General features: G+C 64.1%; 17 protein-coding genes. 8 read left to right on the forward strand and 9 right to left on the reverse strand.

The annotated features are described in order from the left end of the window. Nucleotides 1-45: 45 nt before the first annotated feature. A complete protein-coding gene (locus RFM41_RS15560; protein WP_430691540.1) occupies nucleotides 46-1,719 on the reverse strand; it encodes an aromatic/alkene/methane monooxygenase hydroxylase/oxygenase subunit alpha in 1,674 nt (557 codons plus the stop codon). Nucleotides 1,720-2,269: 550 nt separating this feature from the next. On the opposite strand from RFM41_RS15560, the gene RFM41_RS15565 reads away from it, so the two are divergent. Then, nucleotides 2,270-2,731: a hypothetical protein gene (locus RFM41_RS15565; protein ID WP_320250007.1), complete on the forward strand. Its 462-nt coding sequence runs from the start codon at nucleotides 2,270-2,272 to the stop codon at nucleotides 2,729-2,731. An 8-nt stretch (nucleotides 2,732-2,739) separates the two neighbouring features. Here RFM41_RS15565 and RFM41_RS15570 read toward each other — a convergent pair whose 3' ends face one another. Then, entirely contained in the window at nucleotides 2,740-3,003 is a 264-nt protein-coding gene (locus RFM41_RS15570; RefSeq protein ID WP_320250008.1) for a hypothetical protein, read from the reverse strand. 44 nt (nucleotides 3,004-3,047) lie between these two features. Here RFM41_RS15570 and RFM41_RS15575 point away from each other — a divergent pair, with 44 nt between their 5' ends. The 3 genes from RFM41_RS15575 to RFM41_RS15585 are packed head-to-tail and all read left to right on the forward strand — an operon-like array spanning nucleotide 3,048 to nucleotide 4,722. Beyond that, entirely contained in the window at nucleotides 3,048-3,347 is a 300-nt protein-coding gene (locus RFM41_RS15575; protein ID WP_320250010.1) for a hypothetical protein, read from the forward strand. Nucleotides 3,348-3,370: 23 nt separating this feature from the next. Further along, nucleotides 3,371-4,501, forward strand: a complete 1,131-nt coding sequence (locus tag RFM41_RS15580; protein ID WP_320250011.1) for a WD40 repeat domain-containing protein — start codon at nucleotides 3,371-3,373, stop codon at nucleotides 4,499-4,501. Between the two features lie 26 nt (nucleotides 4,502-4,527). Then, nucleotides 4,528-4,722 carry a hypothetical protein gene (locus RFM41_RS15585; RefSeq protein ID WP_320250013.1) on the forward strand — a complete coding sequence of 65 codons (195 nt, stop codon included), beginning with the start codon at nucleotides 4,528-4,530 and terminating at the stop codon, nucleotides 4,720-4,722. 47 nt (nucleotides 4,723-4,769) lie between these two features. Here RFM41_RS15585 and RFM41_RS15590 read toward each other — a convergent pair whose 3' ends face one another. Beyond that, complete coding sequence (locus RFM41_RS15590) at nucleotides 4,770-5,063, reverse strand: ribbon-helix-helix domain-containing protein (RefSeq protein WP_320250015.1); 294 nt, start codon at nucleotides 5,061-5,063, stop codon at nucleotides 4,770-4,772. A gap of 225 nt (nucleotides 5,064-5,288) precedes the next feature. Further along, complete coding sequence (locus RFM41_RS15595) at nucleotides 5,289-6,341, reverse strand: NAD(P)-dependent alcohol dehydrogenase (protein WP_320250017.1); 1,053 nt, start codon at nucleotides 6,339-6,341, stop codon at nucleotides 5,289-5,291. 226 nt (nucleotides 6,342-6,567) lie between these two features. On the opposite strand from RFM41_RS15595, the gene RFM41_RS15600 reads away from it, so the two are divergent. Then, nucleotides 6,568-8,427 carry a sigma-54-dependent Fis family transcriptional regulator gene (locus RFM41_RS15600; protein WP_320250020.1) on the forward strand — a complete coding sequence of 620 codons (1,860 nt, stop codon included), beginning with the start codon at nucleotides 6,568-6,570 and terminating at the stop codon, nucleotides 8,425-8,427. Between the two features lie 75 nt (nucleotides 8,428-8,502). Here the strand turns inward: RFM41_RS15600 and RFM41_RS15605 are convergent, their stop codons facing one another. Then, complete coding sequence (locus tag RFM41_RS15605; protein WP_320250022.1) at nucleotides 8,503-10,896, reverse strand: thiamine pyrophosphate-binding protein; 2,394 nt, start codon at nucleotides 10,894-10,896, stop codon at nucleotides 8,503-8,505. 130 nt (nucleotides 10,897-11,026) lie between these two features. Between RFM41_RS15605 and RFM41_RS15610 the strand changes: the two genes are divergently transcribed. Further along, the gene (locus RFM41_RS15610; RefSeq protein WP_320250024.1) at nucleotides 11,027-11,497 is read left to right on the forward strand and encodes an Lrp/AsnC family transcriptional regulator; all 471 of its coding nucleotides are present in this window, start codon (nucleotides 11,027-11,029) and stop codon (nucleotides 11,495-11,497) included. Between the two features lie 72 nt (nucleotides 11,498-11,569). On the opposite strand, the gene RFM41_RS15615 is transcribed toward RFM41_RS15610, so the two are convergent. Beyond that, nucleotides 11,570-12,466 carry a LysR family transcriptional regulator gene (locus RFM41_RS15615; RefSeq protein ID WP_320250026.1) on the reverse strand — a complete coding sequence of 299 codons (897 nt, stop codon included), beginning with the start codon at nucleotides 12,464-12,466 and terminating at the stop codon, nucleotides 11,570-11,572. Between the two features lie 281 nt (nucleotides 12,467-12,747). Here RFM41_RS15615 and RFM41_RS15620 point away from each other — a divergent pair, with 281 nt between their 5' ends. Together RFM41_RS15620 and RFM41_RS15625 are read left to right on the forward strand one after the other, a co-directional pair. Beyond that, on the forward strand, nucleotides 12,748-13,482 hold the full coding sequence (locus RFM41_RS15620) for an SDR family NAD(P)-dependent oxidoreductase (RefSeq protein WP_320250028.1): 735 nt from the start codon (nucleotides 12,748-12,750) through the stop codon (nucleotides 13,480-13,482). 96 nt (nucleotides 13,483-13,578) lie between these two features. Next, on the forward strand, nucleotides 13,579-14,178 hold the full coding sequence (locus RFM41_RS15625; protein WP_320250030.1) for an NADPH-dependent F420 reductase: 600 nt from the start codon (nucleotides 13,579-13,581) through the stop codon (nucleotides 14,176-14,178). A gap of 210 nt (nucleotides 14,179-14,388) precedes the next feature. Here the strand turns inward: RFM41_RS15625 and RFM41_RS15630 are convergent, their stop codons facing one another. The 3 genes from RFM41_RS15630 to RFM41_RS15640 form a co-directional block, all read right to left on the reverse strand. Next, nucleotides 14,389-15,897 (reverse strand): ABC transporter permease, encoded by a 1,509-nt coding sequence (locus tag RFM41_RS15630; RefSeq protein WP_320250032.1) that lies wholly within the window; start codon nucleotides 15,895-15,897, stop codon nucleotides 14,389-14,391. A 29-nt stretch (nucleotides 15,898-15,926) separates the two neighbouring features. Then, nucleotides 15,927-17,012: a quaternary amine ABC transporter ATP-binding protein gene (locus RFM41_RS15635; protein WP_430691544.1), complete on the reverse strand. Its 1,086-nt coding sequence runs from the start codon at nucleotides 17,010-17,012 to the stop codon at nucleotides 15,927-15,929. A 77-nt stretch (nucleotides 17,013-17,089) separates the two neighbouring features. Beyond that, nucleotides 17,090-18,052: an ABC transporter substrate-binding protein gene (locus RFM41_RS15640; RefSeq protein ID WP_320250036.1), complete on the reverse strand. Its 963-nt coding sequence runs from the start codon at nucleotides 18,050-18,052 to the stop codon at nucleotides 17,090-17,092. Nucleotides 18,053-18,142: the final 90 nt, after the last annotated feature.

Raw genomic sequence — 18,142 nt, forward strand, 5'->3', positions numbered from 1 at the left:
TGGGATGGAGGCCCCCGGAGGAGCCTCCATCCCTGCAATTGCGGTCTAGTTGCAGGCGTTGATGGTGAAGCCGGCGCGGTATTCGGCGAGATGCTTCTCGCGGTCCGCGGGGCTCATCTCGCGCAGCAGCGTCAGCGGCGACTGAAGCGTGTGGCCGCGCACATCGTCGAGCGTCCACATCTCCTTGTCGTCGAAGCGCAGGTGCGGCTGCGGCACCAGCGTCTTGCCGTCGGACCGGACGAAGTTCAGGTCCTTGATGGCGTCGGCCAGATCCCAGCCGTGATAGAGCGTCTCCCACTCGCGCTTGCCGCTGAAGCGGCCCATCGCGGGCGTCGGACGGCCCTGGTATTCGTCGGCGAACGCCTCGACCACGGTCCAGCGATCGAGCTCATGCGCGAAGGTGTAGAGCTTGCCGTCGATCTCGTCGGTAACGATGTCCTCACGGATGAGGCAGGGCACCAGGCACGACCAGCAGCGATGCGGGTAGACGTAGCCGACGGCCTCGTTGAACAGCAGCACCTTCTCGCCCTTGTGGCTGAGCTTGTCGTACCACTTCCAGAACTCGCCGAACTGGGCGTACCAGCCCGGATACTTCTGCTCGAACCATTCGAAGTCGGCGTCGCGCTGCGCCTCGATGCGCCAGAAATTCACCGGCCAGCCGACAGCGAAGAACTGCGCCACCTTGTGCACGTAGAACTTCTCGGTGAGGCGCTTCCAGGCGGTCTGGACGTCGTCGTGATGGATCTTGATGCCGTATTTCTCGAGCGGCAGCATGTAGGTGCGGTAGTAGTCCTCGAAGATCCACCGGTGCCACATCTCCGCGTAGGACTCCTTGTTCTTGTCGCGGTTGGTGGTGCCGTACTCGATGAAGGTGCCGATGGCGGCATCGACGATCGCGTGGTTCTGCCAGAAGGCGTAGCGCAGGTCGCGCTCGAGCAGCAGATGGTTTTCCGGCTCCTTCAGCGCGGCCATCAGCAGCGAGTGGCCGTTGCCGATATGGCGGCTTTCGTCCGACTGCACCGACAGGAACACGGTCGGCAGCGCGTAGTCGCCGTTGCGGGCGGCCTCCGACGGCATGGCGACGAAGAGCGTGTTGGTGAAGGCGGTCTCGGCGACGACCGTCAGGTACATGCAGGCGGCCGTCATCGTGTCGCCGGTGATGAAGCCCTCACCGAACTGGCGGCCGATCGTCGTGGCGTAGCACTTGCCGAACGCTTCCTCGGTGATGTCGAACCCGGCCGGGTCGATGTAGTTCTCCATGTACCATTTCTTGAGGTTCATCTGGATGGTCGAGTGACGGAACTCGTCGACCATCTGCATGGTGAAGCCGGTGCGCAGGTCCTCGCCGGGGGCGAGCCGTGCGACCATAGCCATTGAGCGCGCCGCCGAGATTTCCGGGAACGGGATGATCGCCAGGAACAGCTTCATCCACTCCACCCAGCGCGGCTCGACATTGCGGAACATGTCGCCGCGCAGCGCCGCGTCGAGAGCGCCGTAGACGCGATTGTCTTTCTCTTCCTGCATCGGGAAATAGGAGCGCAGCACCTGCTTCATCGGGTCGCGCGGCGCCTTGGTGATCTTGTAGTCCGTCGGGAAGGTCATCGCTTCCTGGACGTAGGTCGGGTTCCAACCGAGGTCGGAAATCTTCTTGGTCGCCTCGCCCACGGAGATGCCGCGTTGCGAGGTTATCTTGTTGAGCGTCAAAGACGTCATAGCCATAAGCCTCCACCAGATTTGGGTCCCGGACCTCATGGCCCGGGCAGTCGCGGCACACACCGCCGCCAGTTGCAGATCGAACGGCAGGGCGAGGCGCAGGCGGGCGCCCGGCCAACCGTTCAAGTGGATCACGGCAAAGGTGTGCGACGAGACCTCCGGAATGCCCTGGCGCCAGGCGCCGTTGCGGCCGCATGCGCGGTTTCCGGTCTCCTCCTCCGCTCCTTCGTTCTTGTGGCACCGCGTTTCGGACGCGATGGGCTTCTTATGCAAACCTATGAAGCAAGGGGCGTGCCAGTTTGAGCCAATGCCCAAATCACTGACCGGTCGCCGGCAAATCAACTTGCATACCGGCCTCAGATGCCGCCACGGACAGCTTGCGGCCATACAACTGTAAAGAATCGTTACATTCGAAATTTACATCTGTAATATTTTACAGATATTCCAAATCGCAAAACATTACTTTTAAATTCAGCATAATCATTTGTCGACAACTCCCAAATGCGACCCTATCCTTTAATACGCATGCAAGCGAAGCGCAGCCAACGGGACGACAATGCCTGGGAAGGACGACCGCCCTCTGCCGGGGCGCCAAGAACAAGACGTCACATCCGATCTGGTCCGCCTGATGCCGCGCGACCTGGTGTTCACCATGCGCTTCCTCGGCGAGAGCCAGAATCTTCTGCAGCGGCATTTCCAGAGCTTCGTGGAAGCGGAGATGGCGGCGGCCGGCATGACGCAGGAAACGCATCCCATGATCCATGCCTTCATCGAACGGCACGCGCTGCTGATGCGCGATTTCGTCTTCTCCGGCGTCGCGCTCACCCGCCAGTTCCGGATCGAGGAAATCGAGCGCCTGATCGGCGATAGCACCTCGCTGCTGCGCGTCGACATATGGGATCAGCTCAAGGGCCACATCGCGATGGCCGAGCGGCAGTTCCGCAGCCAGGTTCCCGGCCTGCCGCAGCTCCTGTCGGGCTGGGCGGCACCGGCGGAGACGCCGCCGGACGATCGTTGAGGGTGCCGTCAATGCCGCGAAGCAGAGCCGCCCCACGTTCCCAGGATCGCCGATGGGTCTTCCCGCAACGCCTTGTGCGCATCGGCCATGAGCGCGACCAGCACCTCTTTCGGCAGGCCGTTCAGAGCAGCTTGCGCCACGCGAACCGCCGTCGCGTCCGGATTCCGCGCAGCCTCGGCGATCGTCAGGCTGCATGGGTGCTGTTGGCCGAGCCTTTTTTCGGCGGCGGCTTGCAGCGCCTGGAAGAAGGTCTTGCCGGTGGTCTCGAACATCTCAGGTCTCTCCCAAAACCCCGGCCTCAGCAAGGAGGACTGCGATGACGGAACATGCGCGCGTGGAATTGCTGGAGAGACGCCTGTCGCTCGTGGCGGCCCTGTCGAGGTTGAACGCGGAAGCCCTGAAATGGACCCAGTTCCTGGGCGCGATCGAAATGGACATCCTGCGCATGGAGCTCGAGATCGGCCGGAGTGGCACCTCCGAGCAACTGGTGCGGGACTTGCATGGCGCGGAAACGAGCGCCGACGGAATCCGCACCGCGCTGTCGGACTGCGAGGAGCGGATCGCCGCCGCCGAACTGCAGGTCGACGAGGTCGACCGCCTGCTGGCTGCGGCCTGATAGGAATGAAGGGAGATTGAAGCGTGAACCAGCAGAACATACGCAATCTGACATTGTTCGATCTGCTCGCCAGAAGCTGGACGCTGCCCTCGGCCGTCGAGGCTCTGCGCTTCAGCACCGACAGTTCCGTGGCAGCCTTCGCCTGCGCGAACGGAACGATTGCCCTTGCCTCGCTCGCCGACCCGGAGCCGCCGGAGTCGCGCGTCAGGGTAAGCGGCGATCTCGGCCAGACGACCATCCGGCCGCGTGAGAAGCCCGCGGCGCCGCTCATCATCACGGAGCGCCTTCGCGACGGCGCGCCCTTGATTGCAGCGTCCGGACAATCGGATTTCCTCGCCGGGGCGTCGGACGGCAGGGTCGTGCGCGTGACCGCGACCGGAGAGGTCGACAATACGGCCATAAGGCTGAACGGCGCGATCATGGCGCTCGATCACGCCCGCGGGCAAGGCCTGACGGCCGCCAGCGACGGCGCGGACGTCCTCCTTGCGAGCGCTTCGGACGGCATCGTCCGCTCGCTGACGCGGCACGGCGGCGGCGAAGTCGCGGCGCTCGGTTTTTCTCCCTCCGGGCGGCAGCTTGCCGTGTGCCGCGGCAATGAGATTTCGATCTGGACGCTCGTGGGCGAACCTGCCCTGATCCGAACGGTCAGCTTCCCCCAGCCCCCGGCAGCGGTGCGGTGGAGCGCCGACAGCGAATGGATCGCCTGCCCGTTGGCATCCGGCGGATTCGGCGTCGCGCGCCTGACCGACGGGAAGGCAGGCACCGTCGGCGATTTCCCCGCCATGGTGCGCACCGTGTCGTGGAGCGAGCGCGCCGACGCGCTGATTGCCTCCGGCGCCTTCCGCATCGCGGCCTGGTCGATGAAGCTTCCGCCGCTCGAGGGCGAGACCGGGGGCGCGCTCGTCACCGGACGTCCCGGCCTGGTGGTGGTCGAGGCAGTGGCTGGTCATCCGACCCGGCCGCTCGCGGCCGCCGGCTTCGCCAATGGTCAGATCATCGTCGCCCGGATCGGCGAGCGCGACGAGCTTCTGGTCAAGCCGTCCGGCGGCGCGGTTACCGCGCTTGCCTGGTCCGCCGATGGCCGCCATCTGGCGGCGGGCACGGCGGACGGAGGCGCCAGCCTCATCACTTTCCCCGCCCAGATGTTCAAGTGACGGGCGGCAACGATCAGGAGGAAACGATGCAGACACAACAGACACAGTTGACCCCGGAGGAAGTGAGCAAGGACGAATTCTTCCAGCAGCTTGCCAGGCTGTCGGAAGAGATGGTGGCCAGGCACGGCAAGGACTTTTCGATGGGCGCGCTGGTGCTCGCGGCCCGCTGGATCGCGGAGAACCGCATCGGCGGCGAAGCGCGCGCGGGGAAGCCATCGTGACTGCGCCATGCCGCGGCGCCGCCGCGGCTGGCACACCCGGAAAGGCGTCACGCCGGCGGATGCCGGCGGACTGCCATCTCGGCGCGCTCGCCCTGGTAGATGAGGCAGACCGTACGCAGGAGCGACGCGAAGTTCGCGACCTCGCCATGCAGGTCCACGGCTTCCTCGTAGAGCGAGGCGACGAGGCGCGATACCGACATGCCTTCACCGGCGGCGATGGCATCCAGTATTTCCCAGAACGCCGTCTCCAGCCTGATGCTGGTCGATTGTCCCGAGATGCGCAGGGACCGGCTGGTCTGCGTGAAGCGACGCGGATCCTGCCTGGCCAGGAGCTTGCACATGTCTCCTCCCGGTGTCCTTCGGGGAGCGACGCCGGTCCGGGCGCAGCTTGCCCTGGCCCTCTTTGCGCAGCTCCAGTTTTCATTGATGCCAACGGACGACACTTCGGCCTCCTGATGCGCGGAAGCGGCACGAGGCAACCGCACGCTGCCCCGCGACATGGTTCGGCATTCCGCGCCTGGCCGCGCGGCGATCGCACGGCCAGGCTCGAGATGGCATTCCCCTTGTCAGGGAATGAGCACCGCGCGGCCGTGGATCTTGCCGTGATGGAGATCATGCAACGCCCTGTTGGCGTCGGTGAGCCTGTATTCGACCGTCGTCAGGTCGACCAGGCCGCGATCGGCCAGCGCCATCAGCTCGACGAGCTCAGCCCAGGTGCCGACCAGATTGCCGATGATGTTCTTCTCGGTGATGACCATGTCGACGGTCGGAATCTTGATGTCCTCGCCATAGCCGACAACGTAGTAGCTGCCCATCGGCCGCGTCATCGCCAGGCCCTTGGCGGTGGTGCCCTTCTCGCCGACGAAGTCGATGACGGCCTCGGCGCCCTGGCCATCCGTCAGCGCCAGCACGGCCTCGACCTCGTTGCCGTCCGCCTTGACCAGCTTGTCGGCGCCGATGCGTCCGGCGAGCGTCAGCGAGTCGTCCGATTTGTCGACGACGATCACGTCCGCCGCGCACATCGCCTTGAGGCACTGGATGCCGATATGCCCCAGGCCGCCGGCTCCGATCACCACGCAGCTTTCGCCGGGCAACAAGTGCCGGCTCGCCTTCTTGGCGGCACGGTAGGCCGTCAGGCCCGCATCCGCATAGGGCGCGACATCCTTCGGCGCCAGCGTCTTCGGCAGCGCCACGATGTTGCGCTCGGAGGTGCACAGATATTCGGCGTAGCCGCCATTGCAGTCGAGCCCCGGAAACTTCCCGGGACCATGCATGTCGAAGCCGCGGCGGCACGCCAGGCATGTGCCGCCGGAGATCTTCGGATGGACGATGACCGGGTCGCCGACCTTGATGCCTTCCACTTCCTTGCCGACCGCCTCGACCCAGCCGGCGTTCTCGTGCCCCATGATCAACGGCAGCAGGGCGTCCCCGGTCGGATCCATGTGCGGGCGCCATACACCCTCGATGATGTGCAGGTCCGTCCGGCACACGCCGGCGCCGCCGATGCGCACGATCACATCCGTGGATTTGGTGATGTTCGGGTCCGGGACCTCCTGCTGGGAGACCCATTCGCTCCCGGTCAGGCTGTCGTCGTATCTGGTGAGAACCTGGGCTTTCATTGTTGTCTCCTCCGCGGGCCCGAGCATTGCGCCGGCCTTCGACAAGGAGATCAGCAACCCGCATGCCAGATCATATATATAAATGAAATCAACGATTTGAGATTCCGACCCCGGCACGAGGCCGTTCATCGGCTGAACAGTTCCGGGCGCAAGCTGTTCAGTTTCCAGCCAAGCTCAAGTCGATGTCGCGGAGCCTCCTGCGGGCGCGCGGCGCAGCGGAGGAACCATGTTGCACCCGTCGGGAATTGACCGCGCGCGTCAGGCCCTGGAACGCGGAGACCGGCTGCCGGGCGGGACACTGCCGGCCGCCATCGCCGAGAGCTGGCAGCGCTGCCGCGATCTCGGTCTCGATCCCCGCTCGGTCCCGAACGGCGAGGTGATCGCCTTTGCCGAGGTGATCCGCAAGCGCGAGCAGGTCGCGGCGCTGCGTCGCCTGGCGCTGGCGGAGATGAAGCTGCTGCATTCCCAGATCGCGGGATCGAATTTCATCATCGCGCTCGGCGATGCCGAAGGCGTGGTTCTGGACACGATCAGCGACCAGCACTTCGCCGACAGCACAGCGGGCCGATCCGTCATCCCCGGCAGCATATGGAGCGAAGCTCGCTACGGAACGAACGCGCTTGGACTGGCGGCCGCCGGAAAGGAGGCCGTCGCCGTCTACGGGCGCGAGCACTATTTCGCCTGCCACGGCCATTTGAGCTGCATGGCCGCGCCGATCCTCGATTCGAACGGCCGAATCCTCGGCCTCCTCGACGCGTCCTGCTCCAACGAGGCCCGCCAGCAGCATACCCACGCGCTGGTGCGCATGGCTGCCGCCCAGATCGAAAACGGCCTGATCTTCCAGGAACGCACGGAGTGCTTCATCCTCGCCTTTCACCCGCGCGCCGAATATCTGGATACGCTTTCGGCCGGCCTGGTCGCCGTCTCACGCGACGGCGAGGTGATCTCGCTCAACCGACCCGGCACCTCCCTGCTCGCGGGTCTCCCGGCGGCCGCGGGCAGCCATTTCGACCAGCTGTTCGAGGCAAGTTTCGGGACCACGATCAGCGGCCTGCTCAACGGCGGTGTCACCGCTGTCCGCGACCGGGCAGGCAGCGGTGTCTTCATGGTCTGTCGCCAGATAGCTCCGGGCGGGCGTGTATCACCGCCGCGACGGTCCGGCGTCATGCCCGCCCACAATGGCGGCGACCGCGCGCCTGATTTCGTGTGCGAGGATCGCAGCCTGAAACGGGCCGTGGCGGAGATCGGCCGGGCCGCGGCGCTGCGCATGCCGATCCACATCACGGGCGAGACGGGAACGGGCAAGGAGTTGATGGCGCGCCATGTCCACACCGTCAGCGGCAGGAAAGGCGAATTCGTCGCCGTGAACTGCGGCGCGGTGCCGGAGCAGCTCTTCATCGCCGAGATCTTCGGGCATGAGCGCGGCGCCTATACCAACGCCCGGAGCGAAGGATCGCCCGGCCTCGCGCGCCTCGCCGACAGGGGCACGCTGTTCCTTGACGAAGTCGCCGACATTCCCTTGCCGGCGCAGACGGCGTTGCTGCGCTTCCTCGATTCCATGGAAGTCCGCGCGGTCGGCGGACAGCACACACACAGGGTGGATGTGCAGATCGTCTCCGCCACGAACCGGGATCTTTCCGAAATGGTCGCCGAACGAAGCTTCCGCGCCGATCTGCTCTATCGGCTCAACGCCTTCACGCTGCATCTGCCGCCCCTGGAAGCGCGTTCGGATTTCGCGCTGATCGTGCGGCACCTGATGCGCAAGCTCGCCCCGGACGCGGCCATCACCGACGCCGCGATCACCGCGCTTTCGCTGCGCAAATGGCCCGGCAACATCCGCGAGCTGCAGGCAGCGCTGCAGCGCGCGCTTGTCCGCGGCATGGATTTTGTCGACGAAGGGTCCTTCGATGATTGCTCATCCCCGGAAGAAACCGAAAGTTGCGCAGCCTGCCGCGGACATCCGCTCGACGAGAGCAGGTGCCGCGAAATTCGCCGGGCCTATCGCGATGCGTCCGGAAATATTTCGGAAACGGCGCGCCGCCTCGGCCTTTCGCGAACGACGGTCTACAAGCATCTCGGCTTGTAATCAGCGCTTCCAGTCTGGAGGACTGAGGCGCAAGGCGGTCATCCCGAGCCGTCGAGAGTATAGCCACCACCCAGCCTATGCCAGGCGCAGATGCCGCATCGGCCGGCCGGACGTCAGCGACTGTGCGGCAGCGATGATGCCGCGCGCGTCGATGCCGAAATGGCGGTAGAGCTCGGCCAGCGATCCCGTTTGGCCAAAATGCTCCACCCCGAGCGCGCGCGTGCGGTGCCCCGCGACCGCGCCGAGCCAGGCGAGCGTGGCGGGATGTCCGTCAAGCACGGTGATCAGCGCGCAGTACGGCGGCAGATCATCGAGAAGCCGCTCGATGTGGCTGCGGGCATGGGAGAGGCCGTTTTCACGCGCACGCAAGGCGGCATTCCACCCCGCATTGAGCCTGTCCGCGGAGGTCACGACCAGAAGGCCGATGTCGCGCCGGTCCTCGCCCATCATGCCGACGGCCTCGATCGCCTCGGGCGTTATCGCGCCGGTGCAAGCAACGACGAGCTGGGCATTGGGTCCCGGCCGACGCATCCAGTAGGCGCCGTTGATGATGTTGTCCGCCAGATCGGGCGTGACCTCGCGCTTCGGCTGGTCGATGGTGCGCGTCGAAAGCCTCAGATAGACGGAGCCGCCGACCCGGTCGCGCAACCACGACAGCGGGTCCGGCTCCGCTTCGCCGTCGCGCTGCACGTAATCGAAGGCCCAGCGCATGATGACGGCGAGCTCGTCGACAAAGGCCGGCTCGAAGCTGGCGAGCCCGTCCTGCGCCATGCCGATCAACGGCGTTGAGATCGACTGGTGAGCGCCGCCCTCGCCTGCAAGTGTGACACCCGAGGGCGTCGCGGCAAGCACGAAGCGGGCGTCCTGGTAGCAGGCGTAGTTCAGGGCATCGAGGCCGCGCTGGATGAAGGGATCGTACAGCGTGCCGACCGGGATCAGGCGTTCACCGAAAACCGAATGGGACAGGCCTAGCGCCGAAAGCAGGATGAAGAGGTTCATCTCGGCGATGCCGAGCTCCATATGCTGACCCTTCGGCGAGAAGGCCCAATTGTAGGTGGACGGGATACGCTCCGCCTTGAAGACATCCGCCAGCTCCTTCTTGGCGAACAGGCCGCGCCGGTTCACCCAGGCCCCGAGATTGGTGGAGACCGTGACATCCGGCGATGTCGTGACGATGCGGTCGGCAAGCGGCGTATCCGATTTGCCGATCTCGTGCATCAAAACGCCGAAGCCCTGCTGGGTCGACATCGAGGCCTGCGCGCCGAAGGCGAGCCGATCCGGGACTGGGATATAGGGCGCATGATAGCGGCGGGTGCCCTTCGCGTTGAACGACACATCCGCGAGAAAAGCCCTGAGCGTGGCCGGCTTCGCGTCCAGCCCCTCGAACAGGTCCCATTCGTGGCCGGGCCGGACATTCATGTCCGCCTGCAGGGAAGCGACCTGGGTCGGCGTCATCAGGCCGGCGTGATTGTCCTTGTGGCCGGCAAGCGGCAGGCCAAATCCCTTGATGGTATAAGCGATGAAGCAGACGGGGCGATCATGACCGCGCGCCGCCTCGAAGGCCTCCAAGAGTGATGGCAGGTCATGCCCTCCAAGGTTTCCCATCAGCCGCGCGAGATCGTCATCGCTGCGCGCCTCGATCAGGCGCGAGACATCGCCTTGGTCGCCAAGATCGTCTAGCAGGCGTTTGCGCCAGGCCGCGCCGCCTTGGAACGTCAGAGCCGAATACAGCTGGTTCGGGCACAGGTCGATCCATTGCCGCAGCTTCTCGCCGCCCGCCTCGGCGAAGGCCGCCTGCTGCAGCTTGCCATGCTTGATGATGACGACGTCCCATCCGAAATTGCGGAAGATCGCCTCGAAACGGGCCCATAAGCCCTCACGCACAACGGCATCCAGGGACTGGCGGTTGTAGTCGACCACCCACCAGGTGTTGCGGACCCCATGCTTCCAGCCTTCCAGCAAGGCTTCGAAGATGTTGCCCTCATCCATCTCCGCATCGCCGATGAGGGCCACCATCTTGCCTTCTGGCAACGCGCTGCCCCAGCCCTTGGTGCGGATGTAGTCCTGCGCAAGGGACGCGAACAGCGTCTGCGCCACGCCGAGGCCGACGGAGCCGGTGGAGAAGTCGACGTCGTCGACATCCTTCGTGCGCGATGGATAGGACTGCGCGCCTTTGTAGCCACGGAAATTCTTCAGCTTCTCGAGCTTCTGGTTGCCGAGAAGATACTGGATCGCGTGGAAAATCGGGCTCGCGTGCGGCTTCACCGCGACGCGGTCTTCCGGACGCAGGACGCAGAAGTAGAGCGCGGTCATGATGCTTGCGAGCGAGGCGGACGAAGCCTGATGCCCGCCGACCTTGAGGCCGTCGCCATTGTCGCGCAGGTGGTTGGCGTTGTGGATCATCCAGGTCGCCAGCCAGAGCACCTTGCGCTCCAATTCACTGAGCTTTGCCAGCCGCTCGTCTTGCATCTGTCCGCGAACCCCGTTTCGTTGGTCGGAAGCGTAATCCCGGCGCGGAAGCGAATGTGATCAATTTGACGTTGTTTGCGGAGATTTTTTGGCACAAAAAGGAAGCAATCTGGCGCTCATGAGGTGAAACGTGCCAAATCTGGAGATTGACGAGATCGACAGGAAAATAATTGCCGCGCTGCAATCCGACGGCAAGATCACGGTCAACGAACTGGCCGAAACGATAGGCCTTTCGGCGTCGCCCTGCGCGCGCCGCGTGCGTCTTCTGGAACAGGCGGGCATAATCAAGGGCTACGCGGCCATAATCGACCAGAAAAAGGTCGGATTGCCGATCAGCGCATTCGCCTCGATCAAGATGGAGCGACAGCGCGAAGACGCGCTTGAGCGGTTCTCCAAAGCTGTCGCGCGCTGGCCGGAAGTGGTGGACTGCTATTTGATGACCGGGCAGCGCGACTATCTGCTGCGCATCGTCGTGAAGGATCTCGAAGCGTACGAGCAGTTCCTGGCCGACAAGCTGACGCGGTTGGACGGCGTCGCGTCGATTGAGACGAGCTTTGCGTTAAAGCAGGTGAAGCGGTCAGAAGTGCTTCCGATCACATAGAGGCCGCCCCTGAGCTGCAGGTAGCGATCGACATCGGCGGTAGAGACTGCGCTATCGGCCGCCTGTCGCGCGTCAGTCCGCTGCCAAGGAGAGTCCGGCGAGAAGGGGCGCGTAGGCGGCGAGCCTGTGGGATATGAACTCGGTGAAGAGCCGCACGCGCTTCGTCTTGCGCGCCTCCCCCTGGGTGAGAAGCCAGAGCGTTCCATACAGGTGCAGGTCGGTACCCGGCACCCTGACCAGCAGGGGGTCGGCATCTCCGACGAAGCACGGCAGTGTCGTCATGCCGAGCCCTTGCCGTACGGCAACGATCTGTGCCTCGCCGTCCGTGGTCTTGAACAGAACCTCCGTTGCGGGAACCTCACCCTCGCGGACCCAGTCCGGGATGCCATGCATGCTTATGACGATCCACCGGATGGGATCCGGCGCACCCGCACGCCACGCGGCTAGTCGATCGCGAGAAATGTAGACGCCTCCGAACAGCTCCGGCCCCTTGAGGCCGTGAAGATTGAGCGGCAGGGTTTTGCGGTCGTAGACGACGCGGATCGCGACGTCGGCGTCCCGGTTGGTCAGATTTGCCAGCTCGCCGGACGACACGATTTCCATCTCGATATCCGGATGCAGACGCGCGAAATCGGCGAAGTCCGGCATGAGCAGGTGTGTCGCAAGCGTCGGCGCCAGCGTCACCCGCAGAAGCCCGCGCACGCTCTGGTCGCGACCGAAGACGCGCGTCTCCAACTGGTGCGACGACGCTTCCATCTGGTTCGCGAGCTCGAGGACCTCCTCGCCGGCAGCCGTCAGGCGGTAGCCCGAAGGCAGCTTTTCGAACATGTGCGCTGCCAGGCGTTCCTCGAGCTGAGCGATGCGTCGCAGCACGGTCGAGTGGTTCACCCCGAGGCGCCCGGCGGCAGCCCGCACTGAGCCTGCGCGCGCGACGGCAAGAAAGTAGCGAACGTCATCCCAGTCGATCATGGCCAGTCGATCATGGTGCAATCCGGCACCGCGCGGTGCCCTTCCAAAAGCTCGTATCCAACACGTCGACCAGCAATCTCGTATGTGGATGATACGTCATCATAGCCTATGCCGACAAGCGCGGCCGAATTCCGAACGGCGGGTGTCAGCCGTCCAGCCGGATCGATTTCGCACCACCGATGTGCGCGCTTCCACACTCAACGCCTGACTCCGGCCGCCCCATGTTGAGGCCCTCGGGGGCGTCCCCGAACCACCAAGGATGGAGCCTGGAAGGAAAAGTCATGGGAAAGTTAGACGGTAAGGTTGCAGTCATCACAGGCGGATCGAGCGGCATGGCGCTGGCGAGCGCCAAGCGGTTCGTTGAAGAAGGAGCCTATGTTTTCATCACAGGCCGGAGGCAAGAGGCGCTCGACGAGGCCGCCAGGCTGATTGGCCAGAATGTGACCGCTGTTCGCGGCGACGCGGCCAATCTCGACGACCTCGACCGTCTGTTCGACACCGTCAAGCGGGAAAAGGGCAAGATCGACGTCCTGTATGCGAGCGCTGGTCTGGGCGAAGCCGTCCCGCTGGGCGAAATTACCGAGCAGCATTTCGATGCGGCCTTCGGCCTCAATACGCGCGGCACGCTGTTTACGGTTCAGAAGGCGTTGCCGCTGTTCAACGATGGCGGATCGATCTTCATGACCGGGTCCGTTGCTTCGGTGAAAGGTTTCCCTGGTTACGGCGTGTATGCGGCGAGCAAGGCGGCGTTGCGCTCATTCGCACGCACTTGGCTCAATGAACTGAAGGGCAGGAATATCCGGGTGAACGTGCTGAGCCCGGGGCCGATCGCCACACCGATGCAGGACCAAGTTCTCACCGAGGAGGCGAAGCGGATGTTCGAATCCCTGATCCCGCGGGGGAAGATGGGGCGTGCCGATGAAATTGCGGCCGTCGCGGTGTTTCTAGCTTCAGACGATTCCAGCTTCGTGAATGGGGTGGAATTGTCCGTCGACGGCGGCTTCTCAGCCATCTGAAATCGCGCCTCCGCAAAGGTCGCCACACGGCCGAACGGATAACCCAGCGCCATTGAAGGCCAGGGATTCAACATCAACAAGGATCGGAGAAACATCATGAGCTATGCAATCGTAGGATTCGGCAAGGTAGGCCAGGCCCTCGCCCAGGCCTTCGCCCGCAAGAACATCGACGTAGCCGTCGCGAGCAGACGGCCGCCGGAGGCGTTGGCGTCGCAGGCCAGGGCGATCGGACCCACGGTCGTCGCCAAGTCGCTGCGGGAAGCGCTCGAGGCCGACACGGTCTTCCTGGCGGTCCCGTTCGGGGAGCATCGCAAGGTTGCGAAGACCCCGCCGAGTTGGGAAGGCAAGACGGTCATCGACGCGATGAACGCGTTTCCAGTACCTGAAGAGCTGGACGGTATCCCGTCCTCCGCCTTCGCCGCGAACGCGTTCACCGGCGCCAAGTTCGTCAAAGGGTTCAATCACCTGGTTGCGGCCACCCTGGCTGCCGACCCGACTGTCGAGGGCGGCCACCGGGTCGTCTTTCTGTCGAGCGACGATGAGGACGCGACCGTTCCCGTGGCGGCCTTGGCCAAACGACTCGGCTTCGCACCCGTCAAGCTGGGAAAGCTCAACGAGGGTGGCGCGCTGGTGCACGCGCGCGGCCGCATCTGGGGCCCGCTCATCTTCCAGGATTTGTTCAAGAAGGAGCAGTAATCGATATAGCCATGGCTTGGCCTAAAGCGCGTCGCGATCTTTCAGATTCGCTCCATGCGCTTTAGGTTTTTGATTTTACGCATGTCTCCCGAAACGGGTTCCCACTTTCGGGAGACATGCTTTAAGGCAACACGCGAATGTCCGAAGTGGGGCCGATTCCGCCGGTCGGCTCAATGAATCCCGACAGGATCCTCCGTAGTCTTGTCGAAACTACTTGCCCGACTGCGACGCATTGCCCTGGACGATCCGATCAATGACCATAGCGCAGAGCAGAATTGCAAAGCCTGCCAGAAGCCCTTGACCCACGGCGGCGTATTGCAGCGCGTTCAGCACGTCCTCGCCGAGGCCCTTGGCTCCGATCAGCGAAGCGATGACGACCATGGAAAGGCACATCAGGATGGTCTGGTTGATGCCGGCCATGATCGACGGCTTGGCCAGCGGCAAGTCCACGCGGGTGAGGAGAAACCATCGGGTCGCGCCATAGGCCTGCGCGGCCTCGCGGATGCTGGTGGGAACGCCCTGCAGGCCAAGCGCCGTCAGGCGCACGACCGGCGGCGTGCCGAAGATCAGCGTGGCAATGATGCCCGGCGGCTTGCCGATGCCGAACAGCGCGATGACGGGGATCAGGTAAACGAAGGCCGGCATGGTCTGCATGAAATCCAGCACCGGGCGGACGGCGGCATAGACGCGCGGCCGGCGGCCGCACCATATGCCGAGCGGAATCCCGATCGCCAGGCACAGGATCGCCGCCGTGCCGAGCAGCGCGATCGTGTCTAGGCTCTTTTCCCAGAAGCCGAGCAATGAAAGATAGGCAAGTGCCGCGCCAGTGAAGATGGCGACGCGGGGACCGGCGAGCTGCCAGGCAAGCAGCAGGATCAGCGCCATCGTCACCGGCCACGGCATAGCAGTGAGCGCATAGGCCAAGGCATCGAGGAAGCCCGACAGGCCGCGCGTGATGAGGCTGAAAAACGCGTCTCCCGACTGCGCGATCTGGTGCATCACGGCATCGAGCCCGGACGACAACGCCGCCTGCCAATCCCTGTTCGATGGCGCCGCCGCTAGCCAGGGCGCCGGCGCGGTCGCGGCAAAACGATAGGCCGTGAGCGCAAAGATCGCGACGCAGAAAAGCGTGGCAAATGAGGTGAGCATATGGTTGCGACCGCGATGAATGGTGCGATCCGAACGCCATCGGGTAAAACGGCGTTCAAGCATGCCATTGGCGAGCAGCCCACTCAGCGCGGCGCTCAGCAGCAGCGTGGCCAGGCCAGTGGCAAGGAAGCGCGGACCTTGCACGCGCGCCGCCGTCGCGGTGGCCACGGCCTGGGTCGCGGCGCGTTCAAGGGCCTTTGCCGATTTGTCCAGGCCATCGGCGTTGGCGGCGCCTGAATCCTTCGCGGCCTGCGCCTGCTTGGCCCGATCCTGGGCCTGTTGTGTCAGGCGCTCGGCGCGGCTCTGCTCCGCGGCTCCCAGATTGCCGGAGGCGCCGACGCTGATTTGCGCGACGGCCGCCATGTGGAGCAGGAGCGTGATCCAGAACAGAAGCAGCAGGTTGCGCGAGGCCGCCCAGACGGGTCCCAGAAGTGCTGCGGCCGGATTGAACGACCAGGCTCTTCCGGTCGCGTTTCTGATCCTTGCAAAGGCGCGGACATAGTAATCGGCACCCTGGACCGCGAACTCGCGGGCAAGCGCGTCCTCGGACCCGGCCTGAGGCTGGATCATCCCATCGGGGCTCGGGGGCATATGCGAATTCACGCCTTATCCCCCTTCCTCAGGCCGTTGAGGATCGACTGTCGGTCGACTATGCCGACGATGCTGCCTTTCGCGTCCTCGACGGCCAGCGGCTCCGGCGAGGCCGCGGCGATGTCCACGAGGGTGGACAGAAGATCCTGCTCGGCGACCCTGCGCAATTTGCGCTCCTGCGGGCCAGCCTCGGCGACAGGCCGCATGACGCGCCGCGCGGTGATGACGTTGAGGCGCGGAATATCGGCGATGAACCTAGCGACGTAGTCGTGCTTCGGCGCCGTGACCATCTCTTCCGGCGTGTCGGTCTGAATGATCACGCCATCCTTCATGATGGCGATGCGGTCTCCGATGCGGATCGCCTCGTCGAGGTCGTGGGTGATGAAGATCACCGTCTTGCCCATCGACTTGGAAAGCGCCACGAACTCGTCCTGAAGCTGCCGCCTGATCAGCGGATCGAGCGCGCTGAACGGCTCGTCCATCAAAAGGATCGCGGGATCGGCCGCGAGCGCGCGCGCCAGTCCGACGCGCTGCTGCATGCCGCCGGAAAGCTCCTGGCAGTAACGGTCTCCCCAGCCGGCGAGATTGACCTTGGCGAGCGCCGCTTCGGCGACGTCGAAGCGACGCTGCTTGGTTGCGCCCTGGATTTCCAGCGGCAGGGCGACATTGTCACGGACCGTGCGGTGAGGCAGCAGCCCGAAGCTCTGGAACACCATGCCGATCTTGCGCGAACGCAACGCGCGAAGCTCGGCCGGCGTCTTGGCCAGGATATCCTCGCCATCGATGAAGATTTCGCCCGCCGACGGTTCAAGCAGGCGATTAATGTGGCGGATCAGCGTCGATTTTCCGCTGCCTGAAAGACCCATCACGCAGAAGATCTCGCCGCGGGCAACCGAAATGTCGATGCCCGCGACACCGACCACGCAGCCGAAGCGCTCGGCGACCTGCTGCTTGTCGAGTCCCTCGCTGCGGATCGCCGCGATCGCCTCGCGCTCGCGCGCGCCAAAAACCTTCCACACCGCCTTCATGACGATGGCATGGTCCGAACCTTCCGACGAAGCAGGCGAAAAGGAGGCCGGAGGATGCGCTTGCATCATCGTCCGCCCCCTACGCGCAACGGCTTCGCGCTTTCGCCGCGAAGCCGTCACGATCGAAATGTTTGCCTTGTCGATCAGTGGCCGAACCACTTCGAGACCGCTTCGGGATTCGCCTTGATCCAATCCTTCGCCACCTCGTCGGCAGGCTTTTTGTCCACGATGATGGAGTATGCCCATTTGCTCACATCGTCAGGATTGAACTGCATGCGTTCGAGCGCGGCGACGAGGTCCGGCTGGCGATCGGCCAAGGACGACGCATAGGCGATATGGACGGTGGTCTTGGCGTATGCCGATGATATCTTGGACTTCTCGAACCATTGCGGGTCTTCGTTTGCCTGCACGACGACGAACTTGGCTGGATCATAAGCCGGCTCTGCGAGGAATTTCAGCTTGTAGCGGGCGAAATTCTGGTGCGGGCCGTAGCAATATCCAACCCAGGGCTTGTCCTGCTTGGCCGCGCTGTCGAGCGTGGCGTTGGAGATCGCCTCGTCGGTCGCCTCCAGATTGAAGAAATCGGCGAAGCCGTAGTCCCGGGCGCGCACCTTCTCGATGTTGGTCGACTGCCAGCCTGGTGCTCCGATCCAGATGTTGCCCTTGCCGTCGCCGTCACGGTCGAAGATCTTGGCGTTGTCGGGATTGGCCAGGTCCGAAACATTCTTGATGCCGAATTTGTCGTAGGTGACCTCCGTCACGCAATAGCCCTGCTGGGCTTCGTAGCTGTTCTCCGCCAACTTAACCGACTTCTTGTCCTTGACGTATTTGTCGACGAGACCCTGCTGGTTGGGAAGCCAGGTGTCCGGCCATATGTCGACCTCGCCCTTGTTGCGGTCCATCGCTTCCCAGATCACCGGCACGGCGGTGGTGGTGACCGTCGATATTTGCAGGCCGAGCTCCTGCTCCGCCGCAGCCTTGATGACATTCATCACCGCCGTGGCGGTCGCATAATTCGGATCCGGCATCGTGACGTCGGCGGAAAAAGCCGATGTCATCGAGCCGGCGAGCGCCATGGCCGACAGTCCAAGAAGATAAAGTTTCATGAGGGTTCCCCAATCCTGGTGTCTTTGTTGATCTTGGCATCAGGTTAGCGAAACGGGCAGGTAATCCATCCCTTATTCTTCTGCATTAGC

Origin of the sequence: Mesorhizobium vachelliae, from assembly GCF_033977325.1 — a bacterium.
Classification (GTDB): Bacteria; Pseudomonadota; Alphaproteobacteria; order Rhizobiales; family Rhizobiaceae; genus Mesorhizobium; species Mesorhizobium vachelliae.